Below are 22,243 nucleotides of genomic sequence, written 5' to 3' on the forward strand. Positions count from 1 at the left end.
CAAGCCAAGGACGCCTCGCCTCGTCCCCTGCGCGAGCCTGCGTTAGAGGTGTTCCTTGGTCAGCTTGCGCCACAGCGCGGGGAGTGCGGCTTCTGTCTTGTGCGCCAGCTCCACTTCCTTGCCGTACAGCAGGCCGAACGTGAAGCCGTTCTCGTCGCCCCGGCCCAGTTCCAGCAGGACGGGGCGTGCCACCACGGAGTCCTGGTGGTCGCCGAGGAGGGTTTGCACGTCCTTGGCTCGCTTGCGCAGGTGGGTGGCGTGGGAGCCGAGGGCTGGTTCGGCCACTTCGGCGCTGTAGCGGAGGCGTTTGGCTGCCTTGCGGGCTTCGTGGAGGGGTTCGTCGTTGTTGTTGGCTTTCAGCGCGGCTTCTACGCGGACGTCCAGGCGGTGGCGGGCCTTTTCCACGAGTTTGGGCAGGACGTCCTTGGCCTTGCCGGATGCCAGTTTGGTCAGTGGGGGTGAGGTCAGGAGCGTGTCGATCGCGTTGAGGAGGTCGAAGTAACGCCTGTCGTCCAGGGCGGCCACGGAGTCCTTGTGCGCCTTGGCTTCCAGCGGGGCGAAGTGGCGGGTCATGCGGGCGGCGACGTCGCCCAGGGCCAGTTCTGGGGGGAGGGTGTGCAGGGCGTCTTCGAAGCGGGTGCGGAGGACTTCCAGGTCGCGGGAGGTGCCGAGGACTGAGGCCAGCCACTTGAGTTCGTCGGTCAGGGTGCGGGTGGCGTCGCGGTCGACGATTTTGCCGAAGGCTTGGAGGGCTGAGCGCATTCGGCGGGTGGCCACGCGCATCTGGTGGACGGCGTCGTCCTCGTTGCGGCGGACGCGGGGGTCCTGGTTCTGCAGTGCTGCGCGTTGTTCGTGGAGGTAGGCGAGGACTACTTCGCCTGCGCTGGACTTCTTGGTGATGGTGGGGATGGCGTCGCGTTTCACGCCGATCACCTGGGACAGCTTGGACTTCGAGGAGGACGGGTGGATTCCTGCCTCGCTGAGGTGTTGTTCGACGGTGTCCAGGAGTTCGCGGTCGCCGCCTTCGCCCAGTTCGACTTCGATCTCACGCCAGGAGGTGGTTGTCGTTGAGGAGCCCATGGTTTGGGCGGTCACCACGTCGTCTACGACCTCGGCGAGGAGTTGGCCGTTGTTGTTGGTCAGTTGCCAGCGGCGGCGGTTGGTCCTGATCTCGGCCACCGGGCCCAGGCCGTTGCCTCGGGTGTGGGCTCGGACCAGGGAGGAGAGGTCCTTCGGGGGGTGCTTCACCGCGCGGCCAAGGGGGACGCGGACCTCTTGGCGGGTGTCTGCTTCGCCTGCTGGGAGTTTGAGGTGCCAGCCCTCGTCGTCGCCGCCCACGCGGCGGCGCAGGGTCACGCCGGCGCGGGCCAGGCGGTAGTCGTCGGTGTCGAAGTAGGTGGCTTCCAGGTCGAAGACTTCCGGGCCGGTGGCCACGCCGGTGATGTCCGTGAGGTCCGGCAGACTCGCGTCCGATGGTGCCTCGTACTTGCGTTCGGTCTCAGTAACGGAGGTCGCCATTTTCTATTAATACCTCGTTTCGTCGCAGTTCACCCAGTGCGGTGACGGTGCGTGAGGGGTGGATGCCACGGGCGGGCGGAAACCTCGCCTCGAATGCGTGTAATTGGTGCGGGGTGTCTTGGCGGGGGTGGGTCTGTCCGGTTCGCTGGTCGCGTGCCCACGGAGAAGGAACGGCTTGACCTGGTCGAGCCGCAGGTCGCCACGCTGATCAGTCATGTCGGCCAGCTGACTGCGGAGCTGGAACGCGTCACGGCGCGGCTGACGGTGCTGGAACGGCGGCTGTCCGGCGCCGGTGACGGGCCGCTGGCCGATCTCGACGCGGTTGCCGGGGACATCGAGCCGTTGGTCGAGGCGTTGCGCAAGGCGTGGGACGCCGAGCAGGAGATCCTCGCGGATCCGGCCCGGGTCGAGCTGCGGCAGGAGGTGCTGGAGTTCGACGGGCTCAAGGCCAGGCGGGACGAGGCTCGGTCCAAACTGGACGGTGGCAGGGTGCCGCGGTTCGAGCGGGACGCGCTGTCGCACGAGGTCCGCCAGATGGAGTGGCTGATCAACGCGAACGAGGCGAGCGCGAAGCGGGCGGCGGAGCGGTTGGACGCCGACGAGGACGCGACCGCCGAGGAGTGGCGCACCGAGGCCGTGCTCGCGGGGGACAAGGCTCGCGGCGAGATCAAGGACGCGGCCGCGCGGCGCATCTCGGCGGCGCTCGGGCAGTACGCGCGCATGCCCGTGTGGTTCCGGGTCGGGCTGGGGGAGATCCCGACGCCTGATCCGTCGTTCTGGCTGGAGTCGGCGATCGCCGTGCTCGCGTACCGGCTGGAGTACGGCGTCACGGACGCGGTCTCGCCGCTGGGCGCGCCGCCGTCGGCGTCGTCCGGGAGCGAGAACTGGGTCCGGCGCACGAACGTCCACGCGGACATCACCGACCGGCTCACGACGCTGGCCGCCACGTTCCACCTGCAGTAGTCTTTCTGCAACCGATGGGTTGCAGGAGGTGTCAGTGGACCGGATCGAACGTGACGTGCTGATCAACGCGTCGCCGCAGCGCGTCTGGGCCGCGCTGACCTCGGCCGAGCACCTCGGCACGTGGTTCGGCGACGCCGGGGCGACGGTGTCGAAGCTCGAGCCCGGCGGTGAGGTCACGCTGACGTGGGCCGAGCACGGCACCGGGCGTGCGATCATCGAGAAGGTCGAGCCCGAGTCGTTCTTCTCGTGGCGCTGGTCCGGGCCGCTGGGGCCTGATCCGGTGCCCGGCAACGCGACGCTGGTCGAGTTCACGCTCACACCGACGGACGGCGGCACGCTGCTGCAGGTCGTGGAGAGCGGGTTCACGCAGCTCGACCTGCCGCCGGTGGGCCAGGAGAAGTACGCGTCCGGCAACGTCGGCGGCTGGGGCCACGAACTCGACGAGCTGCGGGAGTACCTGGAGAAGTGAGTCAGGTCGACGATGTGCTGGCCGCGCTCGCTGATCCCATGCGGCGCCGGGTGCTCGATCTCGTCGCGGCGAAGGGGCCGGTCTCGGCGTCGGCGCTCGCCACCGAGCTGCCGGTGAGCCGGCAGGCGATCGTGAAGCACCTGGGAGTGCTGGAGAAGGCCGAGCTGGTGGCGTCCGCGCGGGCCGGCCGGGAGAACAACTTCTCCGTCCGGTCCGACGCGCTGGACGCCACCGCCACCTGGATGGCCTCGCTCGCCTCGCAGTGGGACAGGCGGCTGGCCGCGCTCAAGAAGATCGCAGAAGGCTAGTTCAGCGCTGCGGCAGGAGGGTGCCGCCGACCATGGTGGCGAGCACCGGGATGTCCGCGATCGCGTCGCTGGTGCGCGGGTCGTCGCCGAGCACCACGAGGTCCGCGAGCTTGCTGGGCGTGATGCTGCCCAGCACGTCCTCCTTGCGGCACGCGTAGGCGCTGCCGAGCGTGTACGCACGGATCGCCTCCTCGACGGTGATCGCCTCGTCCGGTCCGACCGCCCGGCCGCCGGAGGACCTGCGCCGCACCATGAACTCGATGGCGCGCAACGGGGCCCCGTCCGCGACCGGCCGGTCCGAGCTGCCCGCGACGGTGATCCCGTGATCGAGGAACGACCGCCCGCGGTACATCCAGGGTGCCCGTTCCTCACCCATGATCACGCTGTAGTCGTCACCGTACGAGAACAGAAATGTGGGCTGGACAACAGGAATCAGTCCGAGGGCCGCGATTCGTCCCAGTTGGTCCGGCCGAACCAGGCCGCAGTGCTCGATCCGGTGCCTCGCGTCGGCGCGCGGTCGTTGCCGTTGTGCCTCGGTCACCGCGTCCAGCGCGAAGTCGATCGCGCGGTCGCCGATCGCGTGGATCGCGAGCTGCCACCCGGCGTGATGGCCGTCGATGATCGCCGCCCGCATGAACTCCTCGGACTCCGCGAGCTGGCCGATGTTGCCGGTGCCCGCGTAGGGCTCGGACAACGCCGCCGTGCGCGCGATCATGCCGCCGTCGGTCCACAGCTTCATGGCGCCCAACGAGAGCATGTCGTCGCCGAACCCGGTGTGCAGGCCGAGGTCGATCGCCCGCGCGATGCCGTCCGCGGGATCAGCGGCCACCTCGCCCAGCACGTACGCGGAAACCATGAGCTGTACGCGGATCGGCAGCTGAGCGCGCTGGTACGCGGCCGCCTCCAGCGGGCTGCTGGCGATCAGGCCTGCCCCGATGCCCGCCTCCGCGCACATCGTCACGCCCTCGGCCAGCACCCGCCGCGCGCTCTCGTGCAGGTCGGCGGTGATCTCCTCGATCGAGTAGGGCAGCCGCAACGACCGTGCGGCCAGCTGCTCGTTCTCGGTCAGCCAGCCGTCGCTGGTGATCTCCGGAAGCTGGTTCAGCACGGCGGAGTTCACCACGCACGCGTGCCCGGAGATGTCCGCGAGGTAGAGCGGCCGGTCGCCGGTGACCGGGTCCAGGTCCGCGGCCGTCAACGGGCGGTCCATGATCCGCCGGTCGTAGCCGGACGCCTCGATCCAGCCCTCACCCGGTGCGCCGGACAGCCGTTCGCGCACCTGGGCCGCGGTGGTCAGCCCCGTCACGTCGACGGTCCGGCGCGAGCGGCCGTTCCACGCGAGGTGCGTGTGGGCGTCGATGAAACCGGGCAGCACCACGGCGTTGCCGAGATCGACGGTCTCGGTGGCGGGCAGGTCCGCGACCTGCTCGTCCAGCCCGGCTATCCGGCCCTGCCAGATGCCGATCGTGTGCGCGGCGGGGCGTGCCGGGTCCATCGTGATGGCCCGGCAGCCCGTCAGTTTGAGATCGAGTTTCACGCGGTCGCGAGGACCGGCACGGGGGTGTTGGTCAGCACGGACGTCAGGATCTCACCCGAACGCACCGCGACGTTGGACAGGAGCGACGACGTGATGCCGTGCGAGTGCTCGGTGCCGCCCTGCAGGTAGATGCCGCCGCGCAGGGAGGACTGCACGCGGTAGTCCCGGCCCACGACCAGACGGCCCGCGTCGTCCCGTGCGCAGGCGTCGTCGAGCGAACCGAGAAGTGGCGCGGCCTCGTCGTAGCCGGTCGCGAGCAGCACGAGGTCCGTGTCGACGTACTCCTGCTCACCGGTGACGAGCGACTGGATCACCGCTCGCGCCCCGGTCGCGGACTCCTCGACGGCGACGAGCCTGGTCATGTTCATCATCTTCAGCCGCTGCGTGCCGAGGACCTTCTCCTGGTACTCGGTGCGGTAGAGCTGCGTGATGAGGTCGATGTCGACCACGGAGTAGTTGGTGTTGCGGTGGTAGTCCATCAACCGCTGCTTCACGGCGTCCGGCGCGTCGTAGTAGTGGTCGACGGCCTCGGGGTCGAAGATCCGGTTCGCGAACGAGCTGTCGTCCGCCGGGCTGTAGCCGTAACGGGAGAACACCGAGCACACCTCGGCGCCGGGGAACTCGCGGTGCAGGTACGCCACGGCCTCGGCGGCGCTCTGGCCCGCGCCCACGACGACGCAGCGCTTCGGGTCGCTCAACTCGCCGACCCGGTGCAGGAACTGGCTGTTGTGCCACACGCGGTCCGACAGCGCGATGCCCTCCGGCACGGACGGGCGCAGTCCGGTGGCGAAGACGAGGTTGCGGGCGTGGTACACGTCACCAGTGGCCGTTGTCACCTCGAAGAGGTCGTCCTGGATCGCTTCCACGCCAACGGCTTCGGTGTTGTAGGCGACCACGTCGTCGACCTGCGCCGCTGCCCACTCGAAGTAGTCGTGGAACTCGACCCGCAGCGGGAACAGGTTCTTGTGGTTCACGAAGTCGACCAGCCGGCCGCGATCCCGCAGGTAGCAGAGGAACGAGAAGCGGCTGGTGGGGTTCCTGATGGTGACCAGGTCCTTGAGGAACGAGACCTGCATGGTGGCGTCGTCGAGCAACATGCCCCGATGCCAGCCGAACGCTTGCTGGCGTTCGAGAAACACCGCGGTGACAGGGGTTTCGGCCTGCTCGTTGTGCTCGGTGAGAGCGATGGCGAGCGCCAGGTTCGAGGGACCGAACCCGATACCGACGATGTCGTAGATCGGATGCATGAGCACCTAACTTAGGGAAGCCTAAGCTCACTTGGCAAGTCGCAGTTAGGTTAGCCTGACCGTATCGCACCGGAGTAGAGGAGGGCACCCCCATGAGGGTCGTCATGTTCGGGTTCCAGACCTGGGGTCATCGCACCCTGCAGGCACTTTTGGCGTCCGAGCACGAGGTCGTCCTGGTGGTGACCCACCCGAAGGGTGAGGGCGCGTACGAGAAGGTCTGGAGCGATTCGGTCGAGGAGCTGGCGCGCGAGAACGGCGTCGAGGTCCTCATCCGCGAACGCCCGGAGGACCAGGAGCTGCTCGACCAGCTCAAGGCCGCCGACCCGGACGTGATCGTCGCCTGCAACTGGCGCACCTGGATCCCGCCGCAGGTCTTCGCGCTGCCCAAGCGCGGCACGCTGAACGTGCACGACTCGCTCCTGCCGAAGTACGCGGGCTTCTCGCCGTTGATCTGGGCGCTTCTCAACGACGAGAAGGAAGTCGGCGTGACGGCGCACATGATGGACGACACACTCGACGCCGGCGACATCGTGCTGCAGCGCTCGGTTCCGGTCGGCCCGCGCGACACGACGGCCGACCTGTTCGCCAAGACGCTGGAGCTCTTCGGCCCGATCACGGTCGACGGCCTAGCCGAGATCGCGTCCGGCCGCACCGAGTTCACGAAGCAGGACCGTTCGCAGGCCTCGTTCTTCCACAAGCGCGCCGAGGAGGACCTGCGGATCGACTTCACCTGGACCGCCGAGGAGCTCGACCGCCTGGTGCGCGCACAGTGCGCGCCGTACCCGAGCGCGTTCTGCTTCCACCGCGGCCAGCGCCTGGAGATCATCGAGGCGGAGGTCTCCGCCGAGGTCTACGGCGGCACCCCCGGACGCATCTTCTACCGCGAGGGCGACGGCGTGGCGATCGTCGCGGGCGCAGAGGCCCGGCGCGGCCGCAGCAAGGCGTTGCTGGTCAAGAAGGTTCGTACCGCCGATGGCGCCGAGCTCAAGGCGCACGAGTACTTCAAGCACATGGGCGGTTACCTCACCTCCCGACCGTAACAACGACATGCCGATCACGGGCCGGTTGATCGGTCCGTGATCGGCATGCCCGATCATGAGCGCATGAATCGCGCGGCGGTGACGTCACTGGTGGTCTTCGTGCTGCTGGTGGCAGTGGGCTGGTACCTGACGAATCTCCAGTCGTCCCAGGAGAAATCGCCCACGACGCCCGCACCCACCGGACCCGCTCCCGCCGGCTCGTCCGACCTGGGCGCGGTGCAGATCGCGCCGGAAGGCAAGATGGCCGGCTACAGCCGCGACCGCTTCCCGCATTGGGCCTCGCAGGGAAACTCCTGCGACACCAGGGAGATCGTGCTGCAACGCCAGGGCGCCGAGGTGAAGTCGGACAAGGACTGCAAGGCCGTGTCCGGCACCTGGAACAGCGTCTACGACGGCGTGGCGATCAAGGACGCCGGTGAGGTCGACATCGACCACACCGTGCCGCTGGCCGAAGCGTGGCGTTCCGGCGCGGACAAGTGGACCGACGACGAGCGCAAAGCGTTCGCCAACGACCTCGGCGGCATCCAGCTGATCGCCGTGACGGCGAAGTCGAACCGTTCCAAGGGTGACCAGGACCCGGCGAAGTGGAAGCCGCCGGTGCAGACCTACTGGTGCACCTACGCGCAGCACTGGATCTCGGTGAAGATCACCTACAAGCTCACGGCGGACCAGCCGGAGCACGACGCGCTCGCCGTGATGCTCAAGGCCTGCTGACCGAACTACCGCGGCCAGAACGCGGTCGCCGGACCGTCGTACTCCTCCCACCGGGAGAAGGGCCGGTGCGGCGACTGGCGAGGTCACGCCGACCGCGTGGTCGGAGACCCGGTGCCGTAGGCCGACACCAGATCCTTGCAGTCGCTGGGGAACGTGACGCCCAGGTACTCCTCGGCCGTGGCCCAGGGCAGTTCGGGCGCCTTCTTCCGCTCCCACCTCAGCAGTGCGATGAGGTCGGCGGTCCGCGACAACGGTTCTCCCTCGTTCGTGCCGGCGACGCGGCCCGACCCCCCGGACGGGCCGCGTCGCCTTCGCGCTAGACCGCGTGCACCGACTCGAACAGCCCGGACAGCTTCCAGTGCGTCACGTAGCCCATCGCCTCGGCCGCGATCAGCACGTCCAGCTTCCCGAGGTTGGTGCGCACCGGCATCTGGTACGCCTTGCCCCGCCGCACGTCGAGCACCATCGGTGTGGCGCCGGGCAACGTGTCGGCGATCGTGTGCTGCAGGATCCGCAGCCCGACGTTCGCCGCCTCCCTGGTCAGCGGCAGCTCCTTGGCGTGCACGAGCACCGCGTAGGTCGACCCGTCCTTCTTGCGCAGCCCCAGGTGCGGGCGGACCTTCAGGGTCAGCTCGCCGGCGCGGTAGGTGGCAGGCTCGACCGGGACGCCGGTGGCCTTGAACGACGCCAGCCAGGGCAGGAAGCCGTCGGCGATCTCCTCGAACGCCCGCGGCTGGCCCGTGCGGTTGGCGTTCATGACCGCCTTCTTCAGCTCCAGTTCAGGTTCGGTGGAGTTGACCGCTCGTCGCATGGCGTCGCGGATCGGGTTGTAGAACCCGCACACCTTGGTATCGGAGGCCAGGTACATCCCCCGCTGTTCCGACACGATGTTGATGCGTCCACGCTGGCCGCTCATGACGTACTCGGTGAACGACAGTGCGGTGACGCTGACGTTGTTGTCCGGCAACGCTTTCTCCCCTCGTACCGCCTTCTTCACCTGACGTTATCCGAGGGGTCTGACAAAAACCGCGCTGCTCCAAACGGTGTAACGGCTACACAGAGTAGAGCGACTACCCGTGTGGGCTACACGCAAAGTTGCGACGTGGGCCTCAATCGGTAAACGGACCGTGACGGACTGGCGACCGATCATGACGATGACCGTTCGTCTGCCGTTCGCCGACGCTCACCCAACGCTCACCGCACGACAGGCGGAAGTCACCCTGCGTAGAAGATCAACTTAGGAGAATAGGTCCCACAGGAGGAATCACGGCGAGGGAGCACGATGGCGGTAAAGGCGGAGCGTTCACCCGATAGAGCGGGTGACGTGGAGGTTCCGCAGCCGCGGCAGCCGACGAGGTGGCTGGTCCACCCCGACCACTGGCCGCACGCGATGCAGATGACGGTCATCCTCGTGCTGATCGCGCTGCTGCTGTGGGCCATCGCCGTCACGCTCGGCCCCGACCAGGCGTTCATCGTCGGGTCCGCGGGTATCGCCGCCAAGCTCATCTGCATGTACCTGGACACCCGCGACCGGAACTAACGCCCGTACCGTTCTGCCGATCGCGCCTTTGCCTTCGCCGCCTCGACCTCACGGTCCTTGGGCGGCGCCGTGGTCACCAGCGCGTCGAGCAGTTCCTGGGTCGCCGCCGCGACCGCCGCGACCGCCTTGTCGAACGCGGCCTGGTTCGCCGCCGACGGTTTCGCCGCCCCGCTCACCTTGCGCACGTACTGCACCGCGGCGGCCTGCACCTCGTCAGACGTCGCCGGCGGTTCGAAGTTGTGGAGCACCCGGATGTTTCGGCACATGACTCCACTATGACCTGTTCGGTGGCGCGGCGCGGGTGTGGATGCGTTCCCCCTGCTTGCCGAACAGGCTGATGATCTCGGCGGGGTTGCCGTCCGCGCTGCTCAGGGCGTGCGGCTGGCGGCAGTCGAACTCGGCCACCTCGCCCGCCCGCAGCACGACCTCCTTGTCGCCGAGCCGCAGCCGGATGCGTCCGCTGAGCACGTAGAACCACTCGTAGCCCTCGTGCACCCGCGGCTCGTGCAGCGCGGTTTCGGTGATGATCATCTTCCACGCCTGCATCGGCCCTGTCGACCTGGTCAGCGGAATGCCGATGCGGCCGTGGTCGAGCTCGCGCGGCTTCATCGTGACGCGCGGATCGCCCACCTCGGGCGCGCCCACCAGGTCGTCCAGCGACACCTGGTAGGTCCGCGACAACGGCAGCAGCAGCTCCAGCGTCGGTTTGCGCTGGTCGGACTCCAGGCGGGACAGCGTCGACTTCGAGATGCCCGTCATCTCGGACAACGTCGCCAGCGTGAGGTCGTGCTCGGCGCGCAACGCGGCGAGCCGCTGTCCCAGGGTCGCGAAGTTCGCCGTTGTTGCCATAACAGCAACTTACTTTGCCAAAACTGGACTGTCGACCGCACTGTGGAGCCATGGGACACGAAGTGGTGATCATTGGTGGGGGAGCGGCCGGACTGAGCGCCGCTCTGATGCTGACCAGGGCGCGTCGAAGCGTGCTCGTGGTCGATGGTGCCGAGCCGCGCAACAAGCCGGCCGCGCACATGCACAACTACCTCTCTCGTGACGGGCTTTCGCCGTTGGACCTGCTCAAGCACGGTCGCGCCGAGGTCGAGGGCTACGGCGGAGAGATCGTCAACGACCAGGTCAAGAGCGTGACGAAGACCGGCGACGGGTTCGCGGTCGAGCTGTTCGGACGGACGGTCCACGCGCAGCGCCTGCTGTTCGCGACCGGTTTGGTCGACGAGGTGCCGGAGAACCTGCGTGACCGCTGGGGCCGCGACGTCTTCGGCTGCCCGTACTGCCACGGCTACGAGGTTCGCGACCAGAAGCTCGTGGTGTTCGGCGAGGAGATGAAGGTCGCGCTGGTCCGGCAGTGGTCGGCGGACGTCACGCACGTGCCGACGGTGGACGGCATCGAGGTGGAGGACGACCGGCTCGTCGCGGTGATCTCCGGCTCGGACCGGATCCCCGCCGACGCGCTCGTGTACTCCGCACCGGTCAAACCACGCGACGAATTCCTGCTGGCGTTGGGTGCCGAAACCGCGGAGACCATGGCTGGTCCGTTCGTGCGCACGGACGACAAGGGCCGCACGAGCGTGCCGGGTGTCTACGCAGCAGGCAACGTCACGGACCCGACGGCCATCGTGATCGTCGCCGCCGCGCAGGGTGCGCAGGCGGCCGGAATGATCAACATGGACCTGCTGGGCCTCATGCCAGCGGCAGGCTGATCCGGAACGTCGAACCGCGGCCGGGCACGCTGGTCGCCGACACCGTGCCGCCGTGCGCCTCGACCAGGTGCCGCGTGATCGCGAGGCCGAGCCCGCTGCCACCCGTGCGGCGGCTGCGGGACTTGTCCGCGCGCCAGAACCTGTCGAACACGTGCGGCACGTCGTCCGGCGCGATGCCGGTGCCGGTGTCGCGCACCTCGATGATCGCGTTCTCGCCTTCCTGGAACAGCTTCACGACGACCTCGCCGCCCGGCGGGGTGTAGCGGACGGCGTTCGCGACGAGGTTGCCGAGCGCCTGCCGCAGTCGCACCGGGTCCGCGCTGATGTGCACCGGCGTGATCTCCGCTCGCAGCAGGATCTCGCGGTTCTGCTGGGCGTTCACGACCTGGTCTACCACGTCGTCGAGCGTGATCGGCTCGGGGTGCAGCCGCAGCGTGCCGGCGTCGGCCTGCGCCAGGTCGTGCAGGTCGTCGACGAGTCGTTGCAGCAGAAGGGATTCCTCCAGCAGCATGTCGACCAGGTGCGGGTCCGGTTCGGCCAGCCCGTCCTGCGTCGCCTCCAGCCAGCCGGTGATGTTGCCCAACGGCGTGCGCAACTCGTGCGCCACATCGCTGACCATGGCTTGGCGCTGCCGTTCGGTCTCGGCGAGCTTCTCGGACATCGCGTTGAACGACTTGGCCAGCTCGCCGATCTCGCCCGCGCCGCCGTCCACGCGCACGGCCCGATCGCCCTCCGCGGTGCGTTGGGTGGCGGCGGTGAGAGCGCGGATCGGCCGCACCAGCTGGGTCGCGGTGAGCCACGACGCGAACCCGGCCAGCGCGAGGATTCCCAGTGCCACCAACGTGATCCGGGTGGTGCCGGTCGTCGACAGGTCGATCGCCATCGGCTCTTCACCGGTCGGCGAGGTCAGGAAGAGGTAGGTGGGAGGGGCGACGTACGGCCGGAGCTGATCGCGACGCGCGTTGGTCATGCAAGTCACCGCCTCCGGCGATGAGTCCCGGACGGTGGTGACGTCCCAGTCGAGCGACACCCGGCCAGCCGCCTTGGCCAGGGGCTGCAGGCCAGGAGCGAGCCGGTCGAGGCACTCCGCGAACAGTTGCTGGAGCTTTTCGTAGGCGGCCTGCTCCGTCGCCGTGATCGTGTACAGCTGGTAGCCGACCTCGCACTCCTCCCACCTGGAGAACTGGCCGGGTTCGAGGTTGGAGAGTCGCGGCCTGCCGTTGGGAGCGTCCACGATCTGGATCTTGTCGTTGCACGCGGCGAGCTCCGTGGCGTAGAAGTGCAGCTTCTCCTTCTCCGCGTCGCTGAGCTGGAACGGTCCGACCGCCCTCGGGTCGATCTTGCCGCTGACGTTGAGCGGGTCGACCGTGGCCTTGGGCGTGATGGGCAGCCGCGGTGAGTTCTCGTTGCCGGTGTCGACCAGCTTCTTGCCGTTGAGGTCGGTCAACGCGATGCGGCGGTTGTACTTCCGGGCGAATCCGTCCACTTCGGACTGAGCGGCCGTCCAGTCCTTGTGCTTGGCCGCGTAGTTCACCAGCTCGTCGAGGATCTGCGCGTCCGTCTCGAGCGCCTCACCCTGCTCCTGCCGGATCGTGCCCGTCGTCGCCTGGCTAGCGAGCCACGCCGTGACGGCGATCGAGCAGGCCGCGATCACCAGGGAGAACAGGAAGAACCGAACCAGCAGGCTGTTCATACGAGCTTGTACCCGATGCCGTAGACGGTCAGCAGTCGCTCCGGCCGGCGCGGATCCCGCTCGATCTTGCGGCGCAGCTTCATCATGTGCACGTCGACAGTGCGCGCCGTGATGAAGCCGTCCTCCAGCAACTGTTCGCGGGTGAACACCCGTTGCGGCTGCGCGGCCATCTTGGCCAGCAACCGGAACTCCGCCGGCGTCAGGCTCACCAGTTCGTCGTTGATGCGCACCTCGTGCCGGATCGGGTCGACCATCAGGTCGCCGACCTTGAGCACCGTGGCGCTGGTTTCGCGCGCACGCCCCGTGCGCCGCAGGATCGTGCGCACCCGCGCCACCATCTGCCGCGGCCGGAACGGCTTGGTGATGTAGTCGTCCGCCCCCAGGTCGAACCCGAGCAGCACGTCGTCCTCAGTGGATCGTGCGGTGAGCAGCACGATCGGCACGTCCGACTCGGTCCGGACGGCGCGGATCACGTCGATGCCGTCCACCAGCGGCATCATCACGTCCAGCACCAGCAGATCCGGGTTGCGGCGCCGCGTCTCGTCGATCGCCGCCCGTCCGTCGTGGACGACCACCACCGAATGCCCGTCGTGCTCGAGGTACCGGCGCACGAGTTCCGCCTGGTTGAGGTTGTCCTCGGCCACGAGGATGTGGGCGCACACAAATGCAGTATGCAGGCCTTCACGACGCGCAAGCGGAACGCAAACAGGTTCTTCATCAGTTCCGGCGAGCCTCGTCGTCATGAAGGTGCATCTCGTCCTGGGAGCCGTCGCGTTGACGGCGCTGCTGCTCACCGCCACCCAAATGGCAGGCGAGACGTCGCCCGCGGCCGCCCCGACCACGGCGCAGAGCACGCCGCCCGCCGCGCCCTCGTCCGTCGCACCTTCCTCGCCCGCGCCGCCACCCCGTGTGTACGCGTCCAGCTCGGACCTGCCCGACGGCCCTGACTTCCCGGCCACCGGCGCCGGCACGTTCCACGTGGTCGCGGGCACGGGCGACGTCGTGGGCACCGGCCCGTTGCGCACCTACGCCGTCGAGGTGGAGGACGGCGTCACCGTCGACGAACAGGCCTTCTCCGCCTTCGTGGACGCCACCCTCACGGACCCGCGCGGCTGGACCGCGGGCGGCGCGCGCTCGGTCCGGCGGGTGCCGGGCGCGGCGTCGGTCCGCATCAGGCTCGCTTCGCAACAGACCGCGCGAGCCGTCTGCGGCTACGAGATCCCGGTCGACGTCTCGTGCCGCGACGGCAACTTCGTCGTCCTGAACGCCGCCCGCTGGTTCCGCGGCGCCGTCGCCTTCCTGCCGGACCTGACCTCGTACCGCCAGTACATGGTCAACCACGAGGTCGGCCACGCGTTCGGGCAGAACCACCGCCCCTGTGAGGTGGCGGGCGGCCCGGCGCCGGTGATGATGCAGCAGACGTTCAGCGTGTCGAACGACGAAATCGTGCGCATCACCAACGGCGTGCCTCAGGGCGCGTTCATCCCGCAGGACGGGAAGGTGTGCAGGCCGAACGGGTGGCCGAACCCGTGATCGGTGGTCGCACGCATCGGCTTGGCGCACCTCGACGGGTCGAGTTGGTCGATCGCGGACGCGGCAGAAGACTTGCTGGATCATCAACTCACGCGTCTGCTCACCTGTGGTTGATGTCCTCCTCCATAACCTGACGGGATGGATGTGGACACGAGGCTGCTGCGGTACTTCGCCGCCATCGCTCAGGAGGGCAACCTCACGCGCGCGGCGCACCGGCTGTTCGTGTCACAACCATCGCTGACCAAACAACTCAAGCACCTGGAATCGCAGCTGGGCGTGCGGTTGTTCACCAGGTCCAGCACCGGCATGACGCTGACCGACGCCGGTCATGCCCTCGCCGCGCGGGTGCCGCCGGTGCTCGCGGGCTGGGACACCGCCGTGAGCGAGACCCGCGGCGCCGCCCGTGTGTTGCGCGTCGGGTTCCTGGCCAGTGCGGCGAACGACGCGACGCAGGACATCGTCGCCGCGTTCGGCAGGCTCCGGCCGGGCTGGCGGGTCGATCTGCGGCAGGCGCCGTGGTCGGATCCGACGGCGGGGCTCGCCGCGGCGGAAGTCCCGGTCGCGTTGTTGCGCCTGCCCTTTCCTGGCGAGGAGTCGTTCGGGGTGCGGGTGCTGTTCAGCGAACCTCGTTGCGTGGCCCTGCCTTCCGCTCATCCGCTGGCCGGGCGGGACGAGATCGTGTTCCCCGAACTGTGGGACGAACCGGTCATCGTCGCCCCTGCCCTCAAGGGAACCTGGCGCGATCACTGGCTGGCACTGTCCGAAAGGGACGGACGGGAGGTGCGCGTCGGCGCGGTCACGGAACGGCCCGACGAGTTCCTCGGCGCGATCGCGGCCGGCCACGGCATCGCGCTGGTTCCAGCGTCGACGTCCCGCTTCTACGCCCGGCCGGACGTCGTCTACGTACCGGTCCGCGGTGTGAGCCCCAGCGAGGTCGGCGTCGCGTGGCTGCCGGACGCGGGGGAAGCGGCGGCCGACTTCGTCCGCTGCTGCCTGGACGTCACGCAGTCGCGGCGCACCGGCTGCGGCACTCGCTCGGGCTGAACCCGTGCACGCGCTTGAACGCGGCACTGAACCCGAACGCGTCGGCGTACCCGACCTGACGCGCCACCGAGGCCACCGTCGCCGACGACTCGGCCAGCAGGTCGGCGGCCACAGCCATCCGCCAGTCCGTGAGGTACGTCAGCGGCGGCACCCCGACCAGCTTGGCGAACCTGGTGGCCAGCGTGGTCCGGGCCACCCCGGCCTCCTTGGCGAGCAACGCGAGCGTCCACGCCCGCGCCGGTGACGCGTGCATTGCCTGCAACACCGGCCCGACCACCACGTCCGCACGTGCGGCCATCCATCCGGTGCTGTGCGCGCGGTCGAACCACTCCCGCAGCGCGCACACCATCAGCCAGTCCAGCAACCGGTCCGTCACCACGCCCGGCGCACCGGTACCCACGGCGTCGTAGAACGCCGCGCACTCGTCAGATCCCGGCGCCACCAACGCGTCCGGCAGCACAGCCGTCAGCCGGCGCGCCACCGCCCCCATGGCGTCGTACGTGCCGCTGACCACCGATGCATGCCCCTCCGCGGCAACGGATCCCTGCACCACCACGATGTCCCCGGCCTTGGCGGTCTCACCCAGGACGCTCATCTCACCCGCCGCCACCGCGTACAACGTGAGCCCCGACAACACCTGCGTCCCGGACACCTCGACCCGACGCACCCCGGCACCATCCGCGCGCACCCCGCGCAACAGCTCGTCGAAAGCCTCCATGCCTCCAACATACGGGCGGAACGATCGAACATCATCGATGGACTCTCACCCATGTCCCCGGACGCCCCACGCGGGTTGGCTGGAGCCATGACACAAGAGATCCTGGTCCTGGGCGCGACCGGCAAGACGGGCCGCCGCGTGGTCCGCGCCCTCGAAGCCGCCGGGGCGAAAGTCCGCGCGGCCTCCCGTTCCAGCGCCCACCGCTTCGACTGGTCCGACGAGTCCACCTGGAAACCGGTCCTGGACGGCATCACCGCCGCGTACGTGATCGCGCCGGAAGACCCGTCCCGCGCAGCCCCGTTCGTGGAACTGGCCAAGACCTCCGGCGTGCAACGCCTGGTCCTGCTGTCCGGCCGCGGTCTCGACGAGACGCCACCCGAGTTCTTCCAGGGCATGCACGCGGCCGAGAAAGCCGTGCGCGCCAGCGGCCTGTCCTGGACCATCCTGCGCGCCAACAACTTCACCCAGAACTTCTCCGAGGAGGTCTGGCACCCCGAGGTCCAGGCCGGCCGTCTGTCCCTGCCGATCGACGACACCCCGGAACCGTTCGTGGACGTCCACGACATCGCCGAAGTAGCAGTCCTGGCCCTGACCACCGACGACCACAACGGCCAGACCTACAACCTCACCGGCCCCGAAGCGATCACCTTCACCGCAGCCCTGGCAAAGATCTCCGCAGCCACCGGCCGCCCAGCGGGACTGATCCGCCTGACCCCGGCCGAGTACCGCGAATCCCTGCTCGCCCAAGGCGTCCCCGACGAAATCGCCGCCGAACTGAACGGCATGTTCGACGGCATGCGCAACGGCCTGATGACCACCCCGACCGACGACATCCCCCGCCTGCTGGGCCGCCCGGCCACCAGCTTCGACGCCTACGTGGCCGAAGCCTGGTCCTGACGAGGCAACAACAGGTGCACGGCGAACCCGGCCGCCGTGGCCAGCACCGCCTGGTAGACGACCGACAGCTGATACCGCGCCCCCACCAGGAACGCCGCGTCCAGCCCGGTCGTCCACCAGCCGGCCAACTCACCAAGCCCCACCACATGCCACCCGAAGAACCCGGCGCACCACCCGGCAACCACCCAGGCCCCACGCCCACCCCGCCGCACGAACAACCACGTCGACACCGCGGCCACCGCGTTGAAGGCGAGCGCCACCCCGGTCAGCGTCGCGTCGGGACTCCACACGAGGCTGGCCAGCGTCTGCACGGCCAGCACTGCGATGACGAGTCCGATCCCCAGCCGAGTCTTGTCCACGCCGGGACCCTAGCCCGGCCCGTTCGCGGCTCTCGCGGTCAGTCCGAGCCGAGCACGAGCCGGATCAGCCCGGCACTGGCGAAGATCAGCACGAGCGCGAGCAACAGCCACCCCGCCCTCGCCCCGAGCAGCCCTGGGCTCGGCGACTCCATGCCGCGCGCCCTGGCGTTCAGCGCCTCCGCCCGCAACACGCACGCCAGCGCCCCGACCCAGATCAGGAACACCAGCAGGAACACCCAGTGGCCGAAGATCCCTCCGGCGAGCAGTCCGATGAGGATCGGAGCGAACACGACGATCCACAGCGTGCGGAAGAGCAGGCCCCATCGGTAGGTACCACTGACCGGCTGGTTCCGCACGTCCTGCCTCCACTCTGCCCACCCGGCGCACCATCGGCGGCCCGGCTACCTTACGTGGCCAGCCGGACACGCGGAGGTGGACACGATGTCGTTCAAAGCGAATCCCCCGAGCCTGGACGCGTTCGCGACCGTCCTGGAAGGACTCGGCGGCGACGTGAAAGCCGCGAAGGAGTACCTCCACCATGCCGGAGGAGGAACGCGCACGTCTGGCGGCCGAGGGGGAGCGCCAGCTGGACCAGCTTCGTGAGGAGCCGCGTAGGCCCACCTCACCGTCTCCGGACGATGACGACGAGGACTTCGGCGACACGGGATACCTGCAGCCGTCGAGGTAACCGCCCTGCTCGCGCCAAAAAATAAGGCCGCTGCTCCCCCAGCTCACGGAACGGGTGCCGCGAGATCTTGTCGCGACATCGTCATGGCGCTGACGACTTCCGGCAGTTCGTGATCCGCACGGCGTCGGTTTCCGTTAGATGACAGACCACGTGGTCGCCCTTCTGCACCTCGGTCTCGAACTCCGCCTTGTCGACCACCGAACGGTGCCAGTTGTCCGCGCGCAGGTCGTCTGGCCGGCCGCTGGTCACGTTGATGTCATACGTGGTTTCTCCGACGTCGATGACGAGGAACGTCGGATCGGCCTCGATGCGGTGAAAGGCGCACGCGGTCAGGGCGCAGCAGGTGAGCAACAGTGTGGTGATCGTGCGCATTCGTCCCCCAAGTCGATCTCGCCTTGTCGGACGTGCCGGATGCGAGGGGGTTGCTCCGGCTGTCCAGCCAGGTCGCCGCAGGCCGTCCTGGTTCGGTGCGGGGAAGGGCTGCACCCGCACGCGTTCCGGCACCTCGTCGCGACGCGGCCTGACCGCTCGGGAGATCGCCGACTACCGCAAGTCGGTGGGACACGCACTGGGCCGACCTCCGAAGAGATCGGCCCGCAACATCCATACCAGCGCTTGAGCGCCCCCGGCAGGATTCGAACCTGCGACCTCGGGATTAGAAGTGATCCATACGGGCATCCAAGCTGTGTCTACCAGCACATATAGTGTGGTGCGGCGTTCGTCGTGGGTCTCTGTGGTCACAGTTTCAGCACGGTTCGCACCACGACCGGCACCACGTCGCGATGAAGATCCATGACACAGCAGCCCGTGTCGTAGGTCACTCTGTTCGGTCTCCTGTCACATACTGTGACTAGGCGTCGGGGCCCGGTCGACACGAGTGAAACGCGAGGCGAGCGTAGGTGGCAAAGTCCAGTTCCTCTGTGCCTAATGAGGTTCTACTACTCGACACCAGACTGCTGCAACGCAAGACGGATACGTACCCTGATCTTTCGAACGACGAGTACTTCCTCATCAGCTCCGTTGACACCTTGCTTCGACCTAGGGGGCTATCGAGTCGTCAGATAGAAGACGGAATTGTCGAAGGAACCAATGACGGTGGGGTAGATGCCGTTTACGTCTTCATCGACGGACACCTGGTCGAGGATGTCTCAGACATAGTTGCAGGTGAAGCGCCTCGAATTGAGCTAGAGATAATCCAAGCGAAAAACGAGAGCGGCTTCAAAGAGACTTTTGTTCAGACCCTTCTTGATCACCTTCCGCTTCTGCTTCAGCTTGACCGCGATGGCACGACTCTCGACGTTGAGTTCAATCCGCGTGTGCTAGAGCGCTTTGAGACGTTCCGTGCTACCTATCTGGCAGCCGCCGATAAGCTTCCGGACTTGACAATTACGGTTCGATATGCGACGAAGTCAGCGGAAGTGCCACACGACAAGGTTGAGGCGAAGGTCACGCGCCTCAAGGCAAAGCTGAACAAAGACTTTCCGAATGCTAAGATTGTCGTCGATTTGGTGGGTGCGGCAGATCTAAACGCGCGAGCGCGGGAACGGAAGTCAGCAACACTGAAGTTGAGGGTCAGTGAGGGGCCTATCTCTCCAGAAAAAGGCGGGCTCATCTGCCTGATTAGTCTTGCTGACTACTTCGACTTTATTACTGACGACGAGCACCGTCTTCGAGACGGGATTTTCGAAGAGAACGTTCGAGACTTTGAAGGTTTGACGGTTATTAACCGGGGAATCGCAGATTCGCTGCGTCAGGGTGACGACGCGACTGCGGACTTCTGGTGGCTGAACAACGGCGTCACGGTCGTTGCAAAGAGGTTGCAGCCTTCGGGTAAGCGTCTCGATATTGAAGACCCGCAGATTGTGAACGGCCTACAAACGTCGCGGAGTGTTTTCCAATACTTCCACACTCTCATTCGGCAGGGGGCGGATATTGGCTCTTCGGACGAAGGTAAGATCCGTCAACTTCTCGTTCGCATTATTGAGACACAAGACGAAGCAGTTGCGGCGCAGGTCATTAAGGCTACCAACAGTCAAAACCGCGTTTCGGCGGCAAATCTTCGATCGGCGGAGCCATTTCAGAGGTCGATTGAGGAGTACTTTCAAAAGCATGGCCTCTTCTATGAGCGCAAGAAGAATCACTACAAGAACCTGGGAAAGCCTAGGGCTGAGATCGTCGAGGTGCTCGAGCTTGCACAGGCTGTCGGGTCGATAATTCTTCATCAGCCGAATACTGCGCGCGGGATGCCGTCAGCTTTGGTGCGAGGCAAGCTCTATGAGAAGGTCTTTAGCTCGAACACTCCTCTGGAGGCATACTATAAATGTCTTCAGATCGTCAGAATAGTTGACAAATATCTCGCTGACGCGGGTGGTGTTGGCGGAAGGCACGAGCGATCGAACACTCGTTATCATCTGGCTCGCGCGGCAACCTCGTTCGCACTCGTGTCTTCTCGTCCGAGGGCAAACGCCGTTGCAAAATTGGACATCTCTGCCTTTGACGATACTTTCTTGCGGGTTGCTCACGAGTGGGTTATAACCGCACGGGAGGCTGCCGCGAAGACGGTTGGGACATCTGATACAAGCGTGTTGGCCAAGAGTGCCGAATGGGTCAACGAGATTGACAGGCGAATGAGTCGGTACACCCAAAAAGGCCGTTGGCCGAAGAAGCTCATTAGTCCGAGGCGCGTGTGAGGCCGTAACCTTGTCGACATTTGATCATTGGAGGATCCTGTCGTGACGAGCATGTCGGAGCTTGGTGTCGAACAGACGCTTGTTCTTCTGAAGCCCGATGCTGTTGCCCGCGGCCTGATGGGTCGCATTCTGTCGCGCTTCGAGGATACAGGGTTGAAGGTAGTCGGCGTCAAGATGAAGCATCTGGACGCTGATTTCACGAGCAAGCACTACTTCGACCTCGAAGGCCGGGCAGGTTCGGCGGTATACACCACTACTGCGAATTTCATGCAGAGTGGGCCTGTTGTCGCCCTGGCGCTTGAGGGTGTTGATGCTGTCTCCAAGGTGCGAAAGATTATTGGTCCGACCTTCCCGGATCAAGCTGCCCCTGGAACCATTCGTGGGGATTTCGCTCACCAAACCAAAGCCTCTTCGGAGGTGAGCGGTAAGGCCGTGATGAACCTTGTGCACGCCTCCGGCAATTCTGAAGAGGCAAAATACGAAGTCGAACTTTGGTTTGACGCTTCCGAGCGATTCCAGTACGAGACGGTTGCTGAGAGGTTCATGTACTAAGAGCAAGGGGTGCTTGATGTGGCAGGCCCACCTGGAAATTCGGCATCGTTGGGCGAGCTTGAAGCCTTGTTCAACCGCGAGGTTGAGGCAAGCAAGCGAGCTGCTGCCGAGACTGCGTACGCTCTTGCGTTCCGCTACCGCAATGAGGATGTGGAGGGGCGACGCCGTTTCGATATGGCAAAAGCCTGGGCAATCCGCGCGATCGAGATTCTCGATTCGCTTCCTTCGGATACGCTTGAACAAGTTGCTGCCACTCGGCCATCGGTGGGCGGCGTGGATTTGCCAGGGTTTTTGCACTCAGGCGTAGTGCGGGAACGTCTTGCGGATGTGCTGATCTAACGAGTTGTAGTCCAAAGCGCGCTCAATCCTGCCACTGGGCTCGCGTGCTGAAATTGAATATTGAACCGTCGTCGACGCCTAGCGCAAGGGCACTAGTTCTAAATGGGCAGTCCAGATTCCGATTTCGAGTATGACGTGGTGCTCTCCTTTGCTGGAGAGCACCGTGATTTTGTGGAGTCAGTGGCAAGTATTCTGCGCGCAGGCGGCGTGCGCGTATTTTATGACGCATTTGAGGAAGTTGCACTCTGGGGTAAGGATCTCTACGAACATTTGAACTGGGTCTATAGCAAGGCTGCCAGGCATTGCGTTCTCTTTTCCTCGGTTGAGTATCGCGACAAGCTGTGGACTAATCATGAGAGAAAGAGTGCGCAGGCGAGGGCATTTCAAGAGCACGCGGCAGACTATGTGCTGCCTGTTCGTTTGGATGACGCGGAGATCCCAGGACACTTTGCGACTGTCGGATACATGGATGCCACACTCGGCGAAAGCGGCGAGCGAAAGCGTTCTTCTGAGGAAATCGCCAATCTAATCGCGAAGAAGCTGCCACGGAAGCCCGTTCCTGAGCGCAAGAGCTTTATTCCTGCGGAGCGGATGAGCTTTATCGTGCGCTTGACGCGACCAAAAAGGCGCACAGGGTAGCTATCAAGTCGGTTTCGGGAACGTTCCTTGAAGCGCTCCA

The 22,243-nt window shown here is 66.3% G+C and carries 28 protein-coding genes; 15 read left to right on the top strand and 13 right to left on the bottom strand.

What is annotated here, in order from left to right:
• Positions 1-42: 42 nt before the first annotated feature.
• Positions 43-1,518 (bottom strand): CYTH and CHAD domain-containing protein, encoded by a 1,476-nt coding sequence (locus tag SK803_RS22165; RefSeq protein WP_319967967.1) that lies wholly within the window; start codon positions 1,516-1,518, stop codon positions 43-45.
• Positions 1,519-1,671: 153 nt separating this feature from the next.
• Here SK803_RS22165 and SK803_RS22170 point away from each other — a divergent pair, with 153 nt between their 5' ends.
• Genes SK803_RS22170 through SK803_RS22180 form a run of 3 tightly spaced genes read left to right on the top strand, consistent with a single transcriptional unit; the run spans position 1,672 to position 3,258 of the window.
• Positions 1,672-2,481, top strand: coding sequence for a hypothetical protein (locus SK803_RS22170; RefSeq protein WP_319967968.1), 810 nt, complete (start codon positions 1,672-1,674; stop codon positions 2,479-2,481).
• A 34-nt stretch (positions 2,482-2,515) separates the two neighbouring features.
• Positions 2,516-2,950 carry an SRPBCC family protein gene (locus SK803_RS22175; RefSeq protein WP_319967969.1) on the top strand — a complete coding sequence of 145 codons (435 nt, stop codon included), beginning with the start codon at positions 2,516-2,518 and terminating at the stop codon, positions 2,948-2,950.
• A complete protein-coding gene (locus SK803_RS22180; RefSeq protein ID WP_319967970.1) occupies positions 2,947-3,258 on the top strand; it encodes an ArsR/SmtB family transcription factor in 312 nt (103 codons plus the stop codon). The genes SK803_RS22175 and SK803_RS22180 overlap by 4 nt, the downstream gene beginning before the upstream one ends.
• Before the next feature lies 1 nt (position 3,259).
• On the opposite strand, the gene SK803_RS22185 is transcribed toward SK803_RS22180, so the two are convergent.
• Both SK803_RS22185 and SK803_RS22190 read right to left on the bottom strand, forming a co-directional pair.
• Complete coding sequence (locus SK803_RS22185) at positions 3,260-4,795, bottom strand: amidohydrolase (RefSeq protein ID WP_319967971.1); 1,536 nt, start codon at positions 4,793-4,795, stop codon at positions 3,260-3,262.
• Entirely contained in the window at positions 4,792-6,042 is a 1,251-nt protein-coding gene (locus tag SK803_RS22190; protein WP_319968139.1) for a lysine N(6)-hydroxylase/L-ornithine N(5)-oxygenase family protein, read from the bottom strand. Before SK803_RS22190 ends, SK803_RS22185 begins: the two co-directional genes overlap by 4 nt.
• A 92-nt stretch (positions 6,043-6,134) precedes the next feature.
• Between SK803_RS22190 and SK803_RS22195 the strand changes: the two genes are divergently transcribed.
• Together SK803_RS22195 and SK803_RS22200 are read left to right on the top strand one after the other, a co-directional pair.
• Positions 6,135-7,082 carry a methionyl-tRNA formyltransferase gene (locus SK803_RS22195; protein WP_319967972.1) on the top strand — a complete coding sequence of 316 codons (948 nt, stop codon included), beginning with the start codon at positions 6,135-6,137 and terminating at the stop codon, positions 7,080-7,082.
• 63 nt (positions 7,083-7,145) lie between these two features.
• The gene (locus SK803_RS22200) at positions 7,146-7,796 is read left to right on the top strand and encodes an HNH endonuclease family protein (RefSeq protein ID WP_319967973.1); all 651 of its coding nucleotides are present in this window, start codon (positions 7,146-7,148) and stop codon (positions 7,794-7,796) included.
• Positions 7,797-7,879: 83 nt separating this feature from the next.
• On the opposite strand, the gene SK803_RS22205 is transcribed toward SK803_RS22200, so the two are convergent.
• Together SK803_RS22205 and SK803_RS22210 are read right to left on the bottom strand one after the other, a co-directional pair.
• Positions 7,880-8,047, bottom strand: coding sequence for an SMI1/KNR4 family protein (locus SK803_RS22205; RefSeq protein WP_319967974.1), 168 nt, complete (start codon positions 8,045-8,047; stop codon positions 7,880-7,882).
• Positions 8,048-8,112: 65 nt separating this feature from the next.
• Positions 8,113-8,793, bottom strand: coding sequence for a hypothetical protein (locus tag SK803_RS22210; protein ID WP_319967975.1), 681 nt, complete (start codon positions 8,791-8,793; stop codon positions 8,113-8,115).
• Between the two features lie 327 nt (positions 8,794-9,120).
• Here SK803_RS22210 and SK803_RS22215 point away from each other — a divergent pair, with 327 nt between their 5' ends.
• Positions 9,121-9,336, top strand: coding sequence for a hypothetical protein (locus SK803_RS22215; RefSeq protein ID WP_319967976.1), 216 nt, complete (start codon positions 9,121-9,123; stop codon positions 9,334-9,336).
• Here the strand turns inward: SK803_RS22215 and SK803_RS22220 are convergent.
• Positions 9,333-9,602: a DUF2277 domain-containing protein gene (locus SK803_RS22220; RefSeq protein ID WP_319967977.1), complete on the bottom strand. Its 270-nt coding sequence runs from the start codon at positions 9,600-9,602 to the stop codon at positions 9,333-9,335. The two genes, SK803_RS22215 and SK803_RS22220, sit on opposite strands and share 4 nt — an antisense overlap.
• Positions 9,603-9,609: 7 nt before the next feature.
• On the bottom strand, positions 9,610-10,185 hold the full coding sequence (locus SK803_RS22225) for a helix-turn-helix domain-containing protein (RefSeq protein WP_319967978.1): 576 nt from the start codon (positions 10,183-10,185) through the stop codon (positions 9,610-9,612).
• Between the two features lie 50 nt (positions 10,186-10,235).
• On the opposite strand from SK803_RS22225, the gene SK803_RS22230 reads away from it, so the two are divergent.
• The gene (locus tag SK803_RS22230) at positions 10,236-11,051 is read left to right on the top strand and encodes an NAD(P)/FAD-dependent oxidoreductase (protein ID WP_319967979.1); all 816 of its coding nucleotides are present in this window, start codon (positions 10,236-10,238) and stop codon (positions 11,049-11,051) included.
• Here SK803_RS22230 and SK803_RS22235 read toward each other — a convergent pair.
• A complete protein-coding gene (locus tag SK803_RS22235; protein ID WP_319967980.1) occupies positions 11,032-12,744 on the bottom strand; it encodes a sensor histidine kinase in 1,713 nt (570 codons plus the stop codon). The genes SK803_RS22230 and SK803_RS22235 overlap by 20 nt on opposite strands.
• Complete coding sequence (locus SK803_RS22240; protein WP_319967981.1) at positions 12,741-13,406, bottom strand: response regulator transcription factor; 666 nt, start codon at positions 13,404-13,406, stop codon at positions 12,741-12,743. Before SK803_RS22240 ends, SK803_RS22235 begins: the two co-directional genes overlap by 4 nt.
• Positions 13,407-13,485: 79 nt before the next feature.
• Here SK803_RS22240 and SK803_RS22245 point away from each other — a divergent pair, with 79 nt between their 5' ends.
• Positions 13,486-14,277 carry a DUF3152 domain-containing protein gene (locus SK803_RS22245; protein ID WP_319967982.1) on the top strand — a complete coding sequence of 264 codons (792 nt, stop codon included), beginning with the start codon at positions 13,486-13,488 and terminating at the stop codon, positions 14,275-14,277.
• Between the two features lie 138 nt (positions 14,278-14,415).
• Positions 14,416-15,321 carry a LysR family transcriptional regulator gene (locus tag SK803_RS22250; RefSeq protein ID WP_319967983.1) on the top strand — a complete coding sequence of 302 codons (906 nt, stop codon included), beginning with the start codon at positions 14,416-14,418 and terminating at the stop codon, positions 15,319-15,321.
• Here the strand turns inward: SK803_RS22250 and SK803_RS22255 are convergent.
• Positions 15,278-16,039, bottom strand: a complete 762-nt coding sequence (locus tag SK803_RS22255; RefSeq protein ID WP_319967984.1) for an AraC family transcriptional regulator — start codon at positions 16,037-16,039, stop codon at positions 15,278-15,280. The genes SK803_RS22250 and SK803_RS22255 overlap by 44 nt on opposite strands.
• 87 nt (positions 16,040-16,126) lie before the next feature.
• On the opposite strand from SK803_RS22255, the gene SK803_RS22260 reads away from it, so the two are divergent.
• Positions 16,127-16,936 carry an NmrA family NAD(P)-binding protein gene (locus SK803_RS22260; RefSeq protein ID WP_319967985.1) on the top strand — a complete coding sequence of 270 codons (810 nt, stop codon included), beginning with the start codon at positions 16,127-16,129 and terminating at the stop codon, positions 16,934-16,936.
• Here the strand turns inward: SK803_RS22260 and SK803_RS22265 are convergent.
• Together SK803_RS22265 and SK803_RS22270 are read right to left on the bottom strand one after the other, a co-directional pair.
• Positions 16,912-17,295, bottom strand: a complete 384-nt coding sequence (locus SK803_RS22265; protein ID WP_319967986.1) for a hypothetical protein — start codon at positions 17,293-17,295, stop codon at positions 16,912-16,914. The genes SK803_RS22260 and SK803_RS22265 overlap by 25 nt on opposite strands.
• Positions 17,296-17,333: 38 nt before the next feature.
• The gene (locus SK803_RS22270; protein WP_319967987.1) at positions 17,334-17,651 is read right to left on the bottom strand and encodes a hypothetical protein; all 318 of its coding nucleotides are present in this window, start codon (positions 17,649-17,651) and stop codon (positions 17,334-17,336) included.
• A 182-nt stretch (positions 17,652-17,833) separates the two neighbouring features.
• On the opposite strand from SK803_RS22270, the gene SK803_RS22275 reads away from it, so the two are divergent.
• Positions 17,834-17,983, top strand: a complete 150-nt coding sequence (locus SK803_RS22275) for a hypothetical protein (protein ID WP_319967988.1) — start codon at positions 17,834-17,836, stop codon at positions 17,981-17,983.
• Between the two features lie 81 nt (positions 17,984-18,064).
• Here the strand turns inward: SK803_RS22275 and SK803_RS22280 are convergent, their stop codons facing one another.
• Complete coding sequence (locus SK803_RS22280; protein ID WP_319967989.1) at positions 18,065-18,355, bottom strand: hypothetical protein; 291 nt, start codon at positions 18,353-18,355, stop codon at positions 18,065-18,067.
• A gap of 527 nt (positions 18,356-18,882) precedes the next feature.
• Here SK803_RS22280 and SK803_RS22285 point away from each other — a divergent pair.
• The 4 genes from SK803_RS22285 to SK803_RS22300 all read left to right on the top strand — a co-directional run bounded on the left by SK803_RS22285 (position 18,883) and on the right by SK803_RS22300 (position 22,203).
• Entirely contained in the window at positions 18,883-20,673 is a 1,791-nt protein-coding gene (locus SK803_RS22285; RefSeq protein WP_319967990.1) for an AIPR family protein, read from the top strand.
• Positions 20,674-20,724: 51 nt separating this feature from the next.
• Complete coding sequence (locus SK803_RS22290; RefSeq protein ID WP_319968140.1) at positions 20,725-21,225, top strand: nucleoside-diphosphate kinase; 501 nt, start codon at positions 20,725-20,727, stop codon at positions 21,223-21,225.
• A gap of 48 nt (positions 21,226-21,273) precedes the next feature.
• Positions 21,274-21,564, top strand: a complete 291-nt coding sequence (locus tag SK803_RS22295) for a hypothetical protein (RefSeq protein WP_319967991.1) — start codon at positions 21,274-21,276, stop codon at positions 21,562-21,564.
• 102 nt (positions 21,565-21,666) lie between these two features.
• Positions 21,667-22,203, top strand: coding sequence for a TIR domain-containing protein (locus SK803_RS22300; RefSeq protein ID WP_319967992.1), 537 nt, complete (start codon positions 21,667-21,669; stop codon positions 22,201-22,203).
• Positions 22,204-22,243: the final 40 nt, after the last annotated feature.

Source organism: Lentzea miocenica (genome assembly GCF_033949945.1).
In the GTDB taxonomy this organism is placed as follows: domain Bacteria; phylum Actinomycetota; class Actinomycetes; order Mycobacteriales; family Pseudonocardiaceae; genus Lentzea; species Lentzea miocenica.

What these genes read in the sequence shown, in the direction of transcription:
- SK803_RS22235 (WP_319967980.1), bottom strand. Translation starts at nt 12,744, where the DNA reads ATGAACAGCCTGCTGGTTCGGTTCTTCCTGTTCTCCCTGGTGATCGCG.
- SK803_RS22260 (WP_319967985.1), top strand. Translation starts at nt 16,127, where the DNA reads ATGACACAAGAGATCCTGGTCCTGGGCGCGACCGGCAAGACGGGCCGC.
- SK803_RS22275 (WP_319967988.1), top strand. Translation starts at nt 17,834, where the DNA reads ATGCCGGAGGAGGAACGCGCACGTCTGGCGGCCGAGGGGGAGCGCCAG.
- SK803_RS22230 (WP_319967979.1), top strand. Translation starts at nt 10,236, where the DNA reads ATGGGACACGAAGTGGTGATCATTGGTGGGGGAGCGGCCGGACTGAGC.
- SK803_RS22300 (WP_319967992.1), top strand. Translation starts at nt 21,667, where the DNA reads ATGGGCAGTCCAGATTCCGATTTCGAGTATGACGTGGTGCTCTCCTTT.
- SK803_RS22290 (WP_319968140.1), top strand. Translation starts at nt 20,725, where the DNA reads ATGTCGGAGCTTGGTGTCGAACAGACGCTTGTTCTTCTGAAGCCCGAT.
- SK803_RS22200 (WP_319967973.1), top strand. Translation starts at nt 7,146, where the DNA reads ATGAATCGCGCGGCGGTGACGTCACTGGTGGTCTTCGTGCTGCTGGTG.
- SK803_RS22255 (WP_319967984.1), bottom strand. Translation starts at nt 16,039, where the DNA reads ATGGAGGCTTTCGACGAGCTGTTGCGCGGGGTGCGCGCGGATGGTGCC.
- SK803_RS22195 (WP_319967972.1), top strand. Translation starts at nt 6,135, where the DNA reads ATGAGGGTCGTCATGTTCGGGTTCCAGACCTGGGGTCATCGCACCCTG.
- SK803_RS22220 (WP_319967977.1), bottom strand. Translation starts at nt 9,602, where the DNA reads ATGTGCCGAAACATCCGGGTGCTCCACAACTTCGAACCGCCGGCGACG.
- SK803_RS22165 (WP_319967967.1), bottom strand. Translation starts at nt 1,518, where the DNA reads ATGGCGACCTCCGTTACTGAGACCGAACGCAAGTACGAGGCACCATCG.
- SK803_RS22190 (WP_319968139.1), bottom strand. Translation starts at nt 6,042, where the DNA reads ATGCATCCGATCTACGACATCGTCGGTATCGGGTTCGGTCCCTCGAAC.
- SK803_RS22225 (WP_319967978.1), bottom strand. Translation starts at nt 10,185, where the DNA reads ATGGCAACAACGGCGAACTTCGCGACCCTGGGACAGCGGCTCGCCGCG.
- SK803_RS22250 (WP_319967983.1), top strand. Translation starts at nt 14,416, where the DNA reads ATGGATGTGGACACGAGGCTGCTGCGGTACTTCGCCGCCATCGCTCAG.
- SK803_RS22245 (WP_319967982.1), top strand. Translation starts at nt 13,486, where the DNA reads ATGAAGGTGCATCTCGTCCTGGGAGCCGTCGCGTTGACGGCGCTGCTG.
- SK803_RS22280 (WP_319967989.1), bottom strand. Translation starts at nt 18,355, where the DNA reads ATGCGCACGATCACCACACTGTTGCTCACCTGCTGCGCCCTGACCGCG.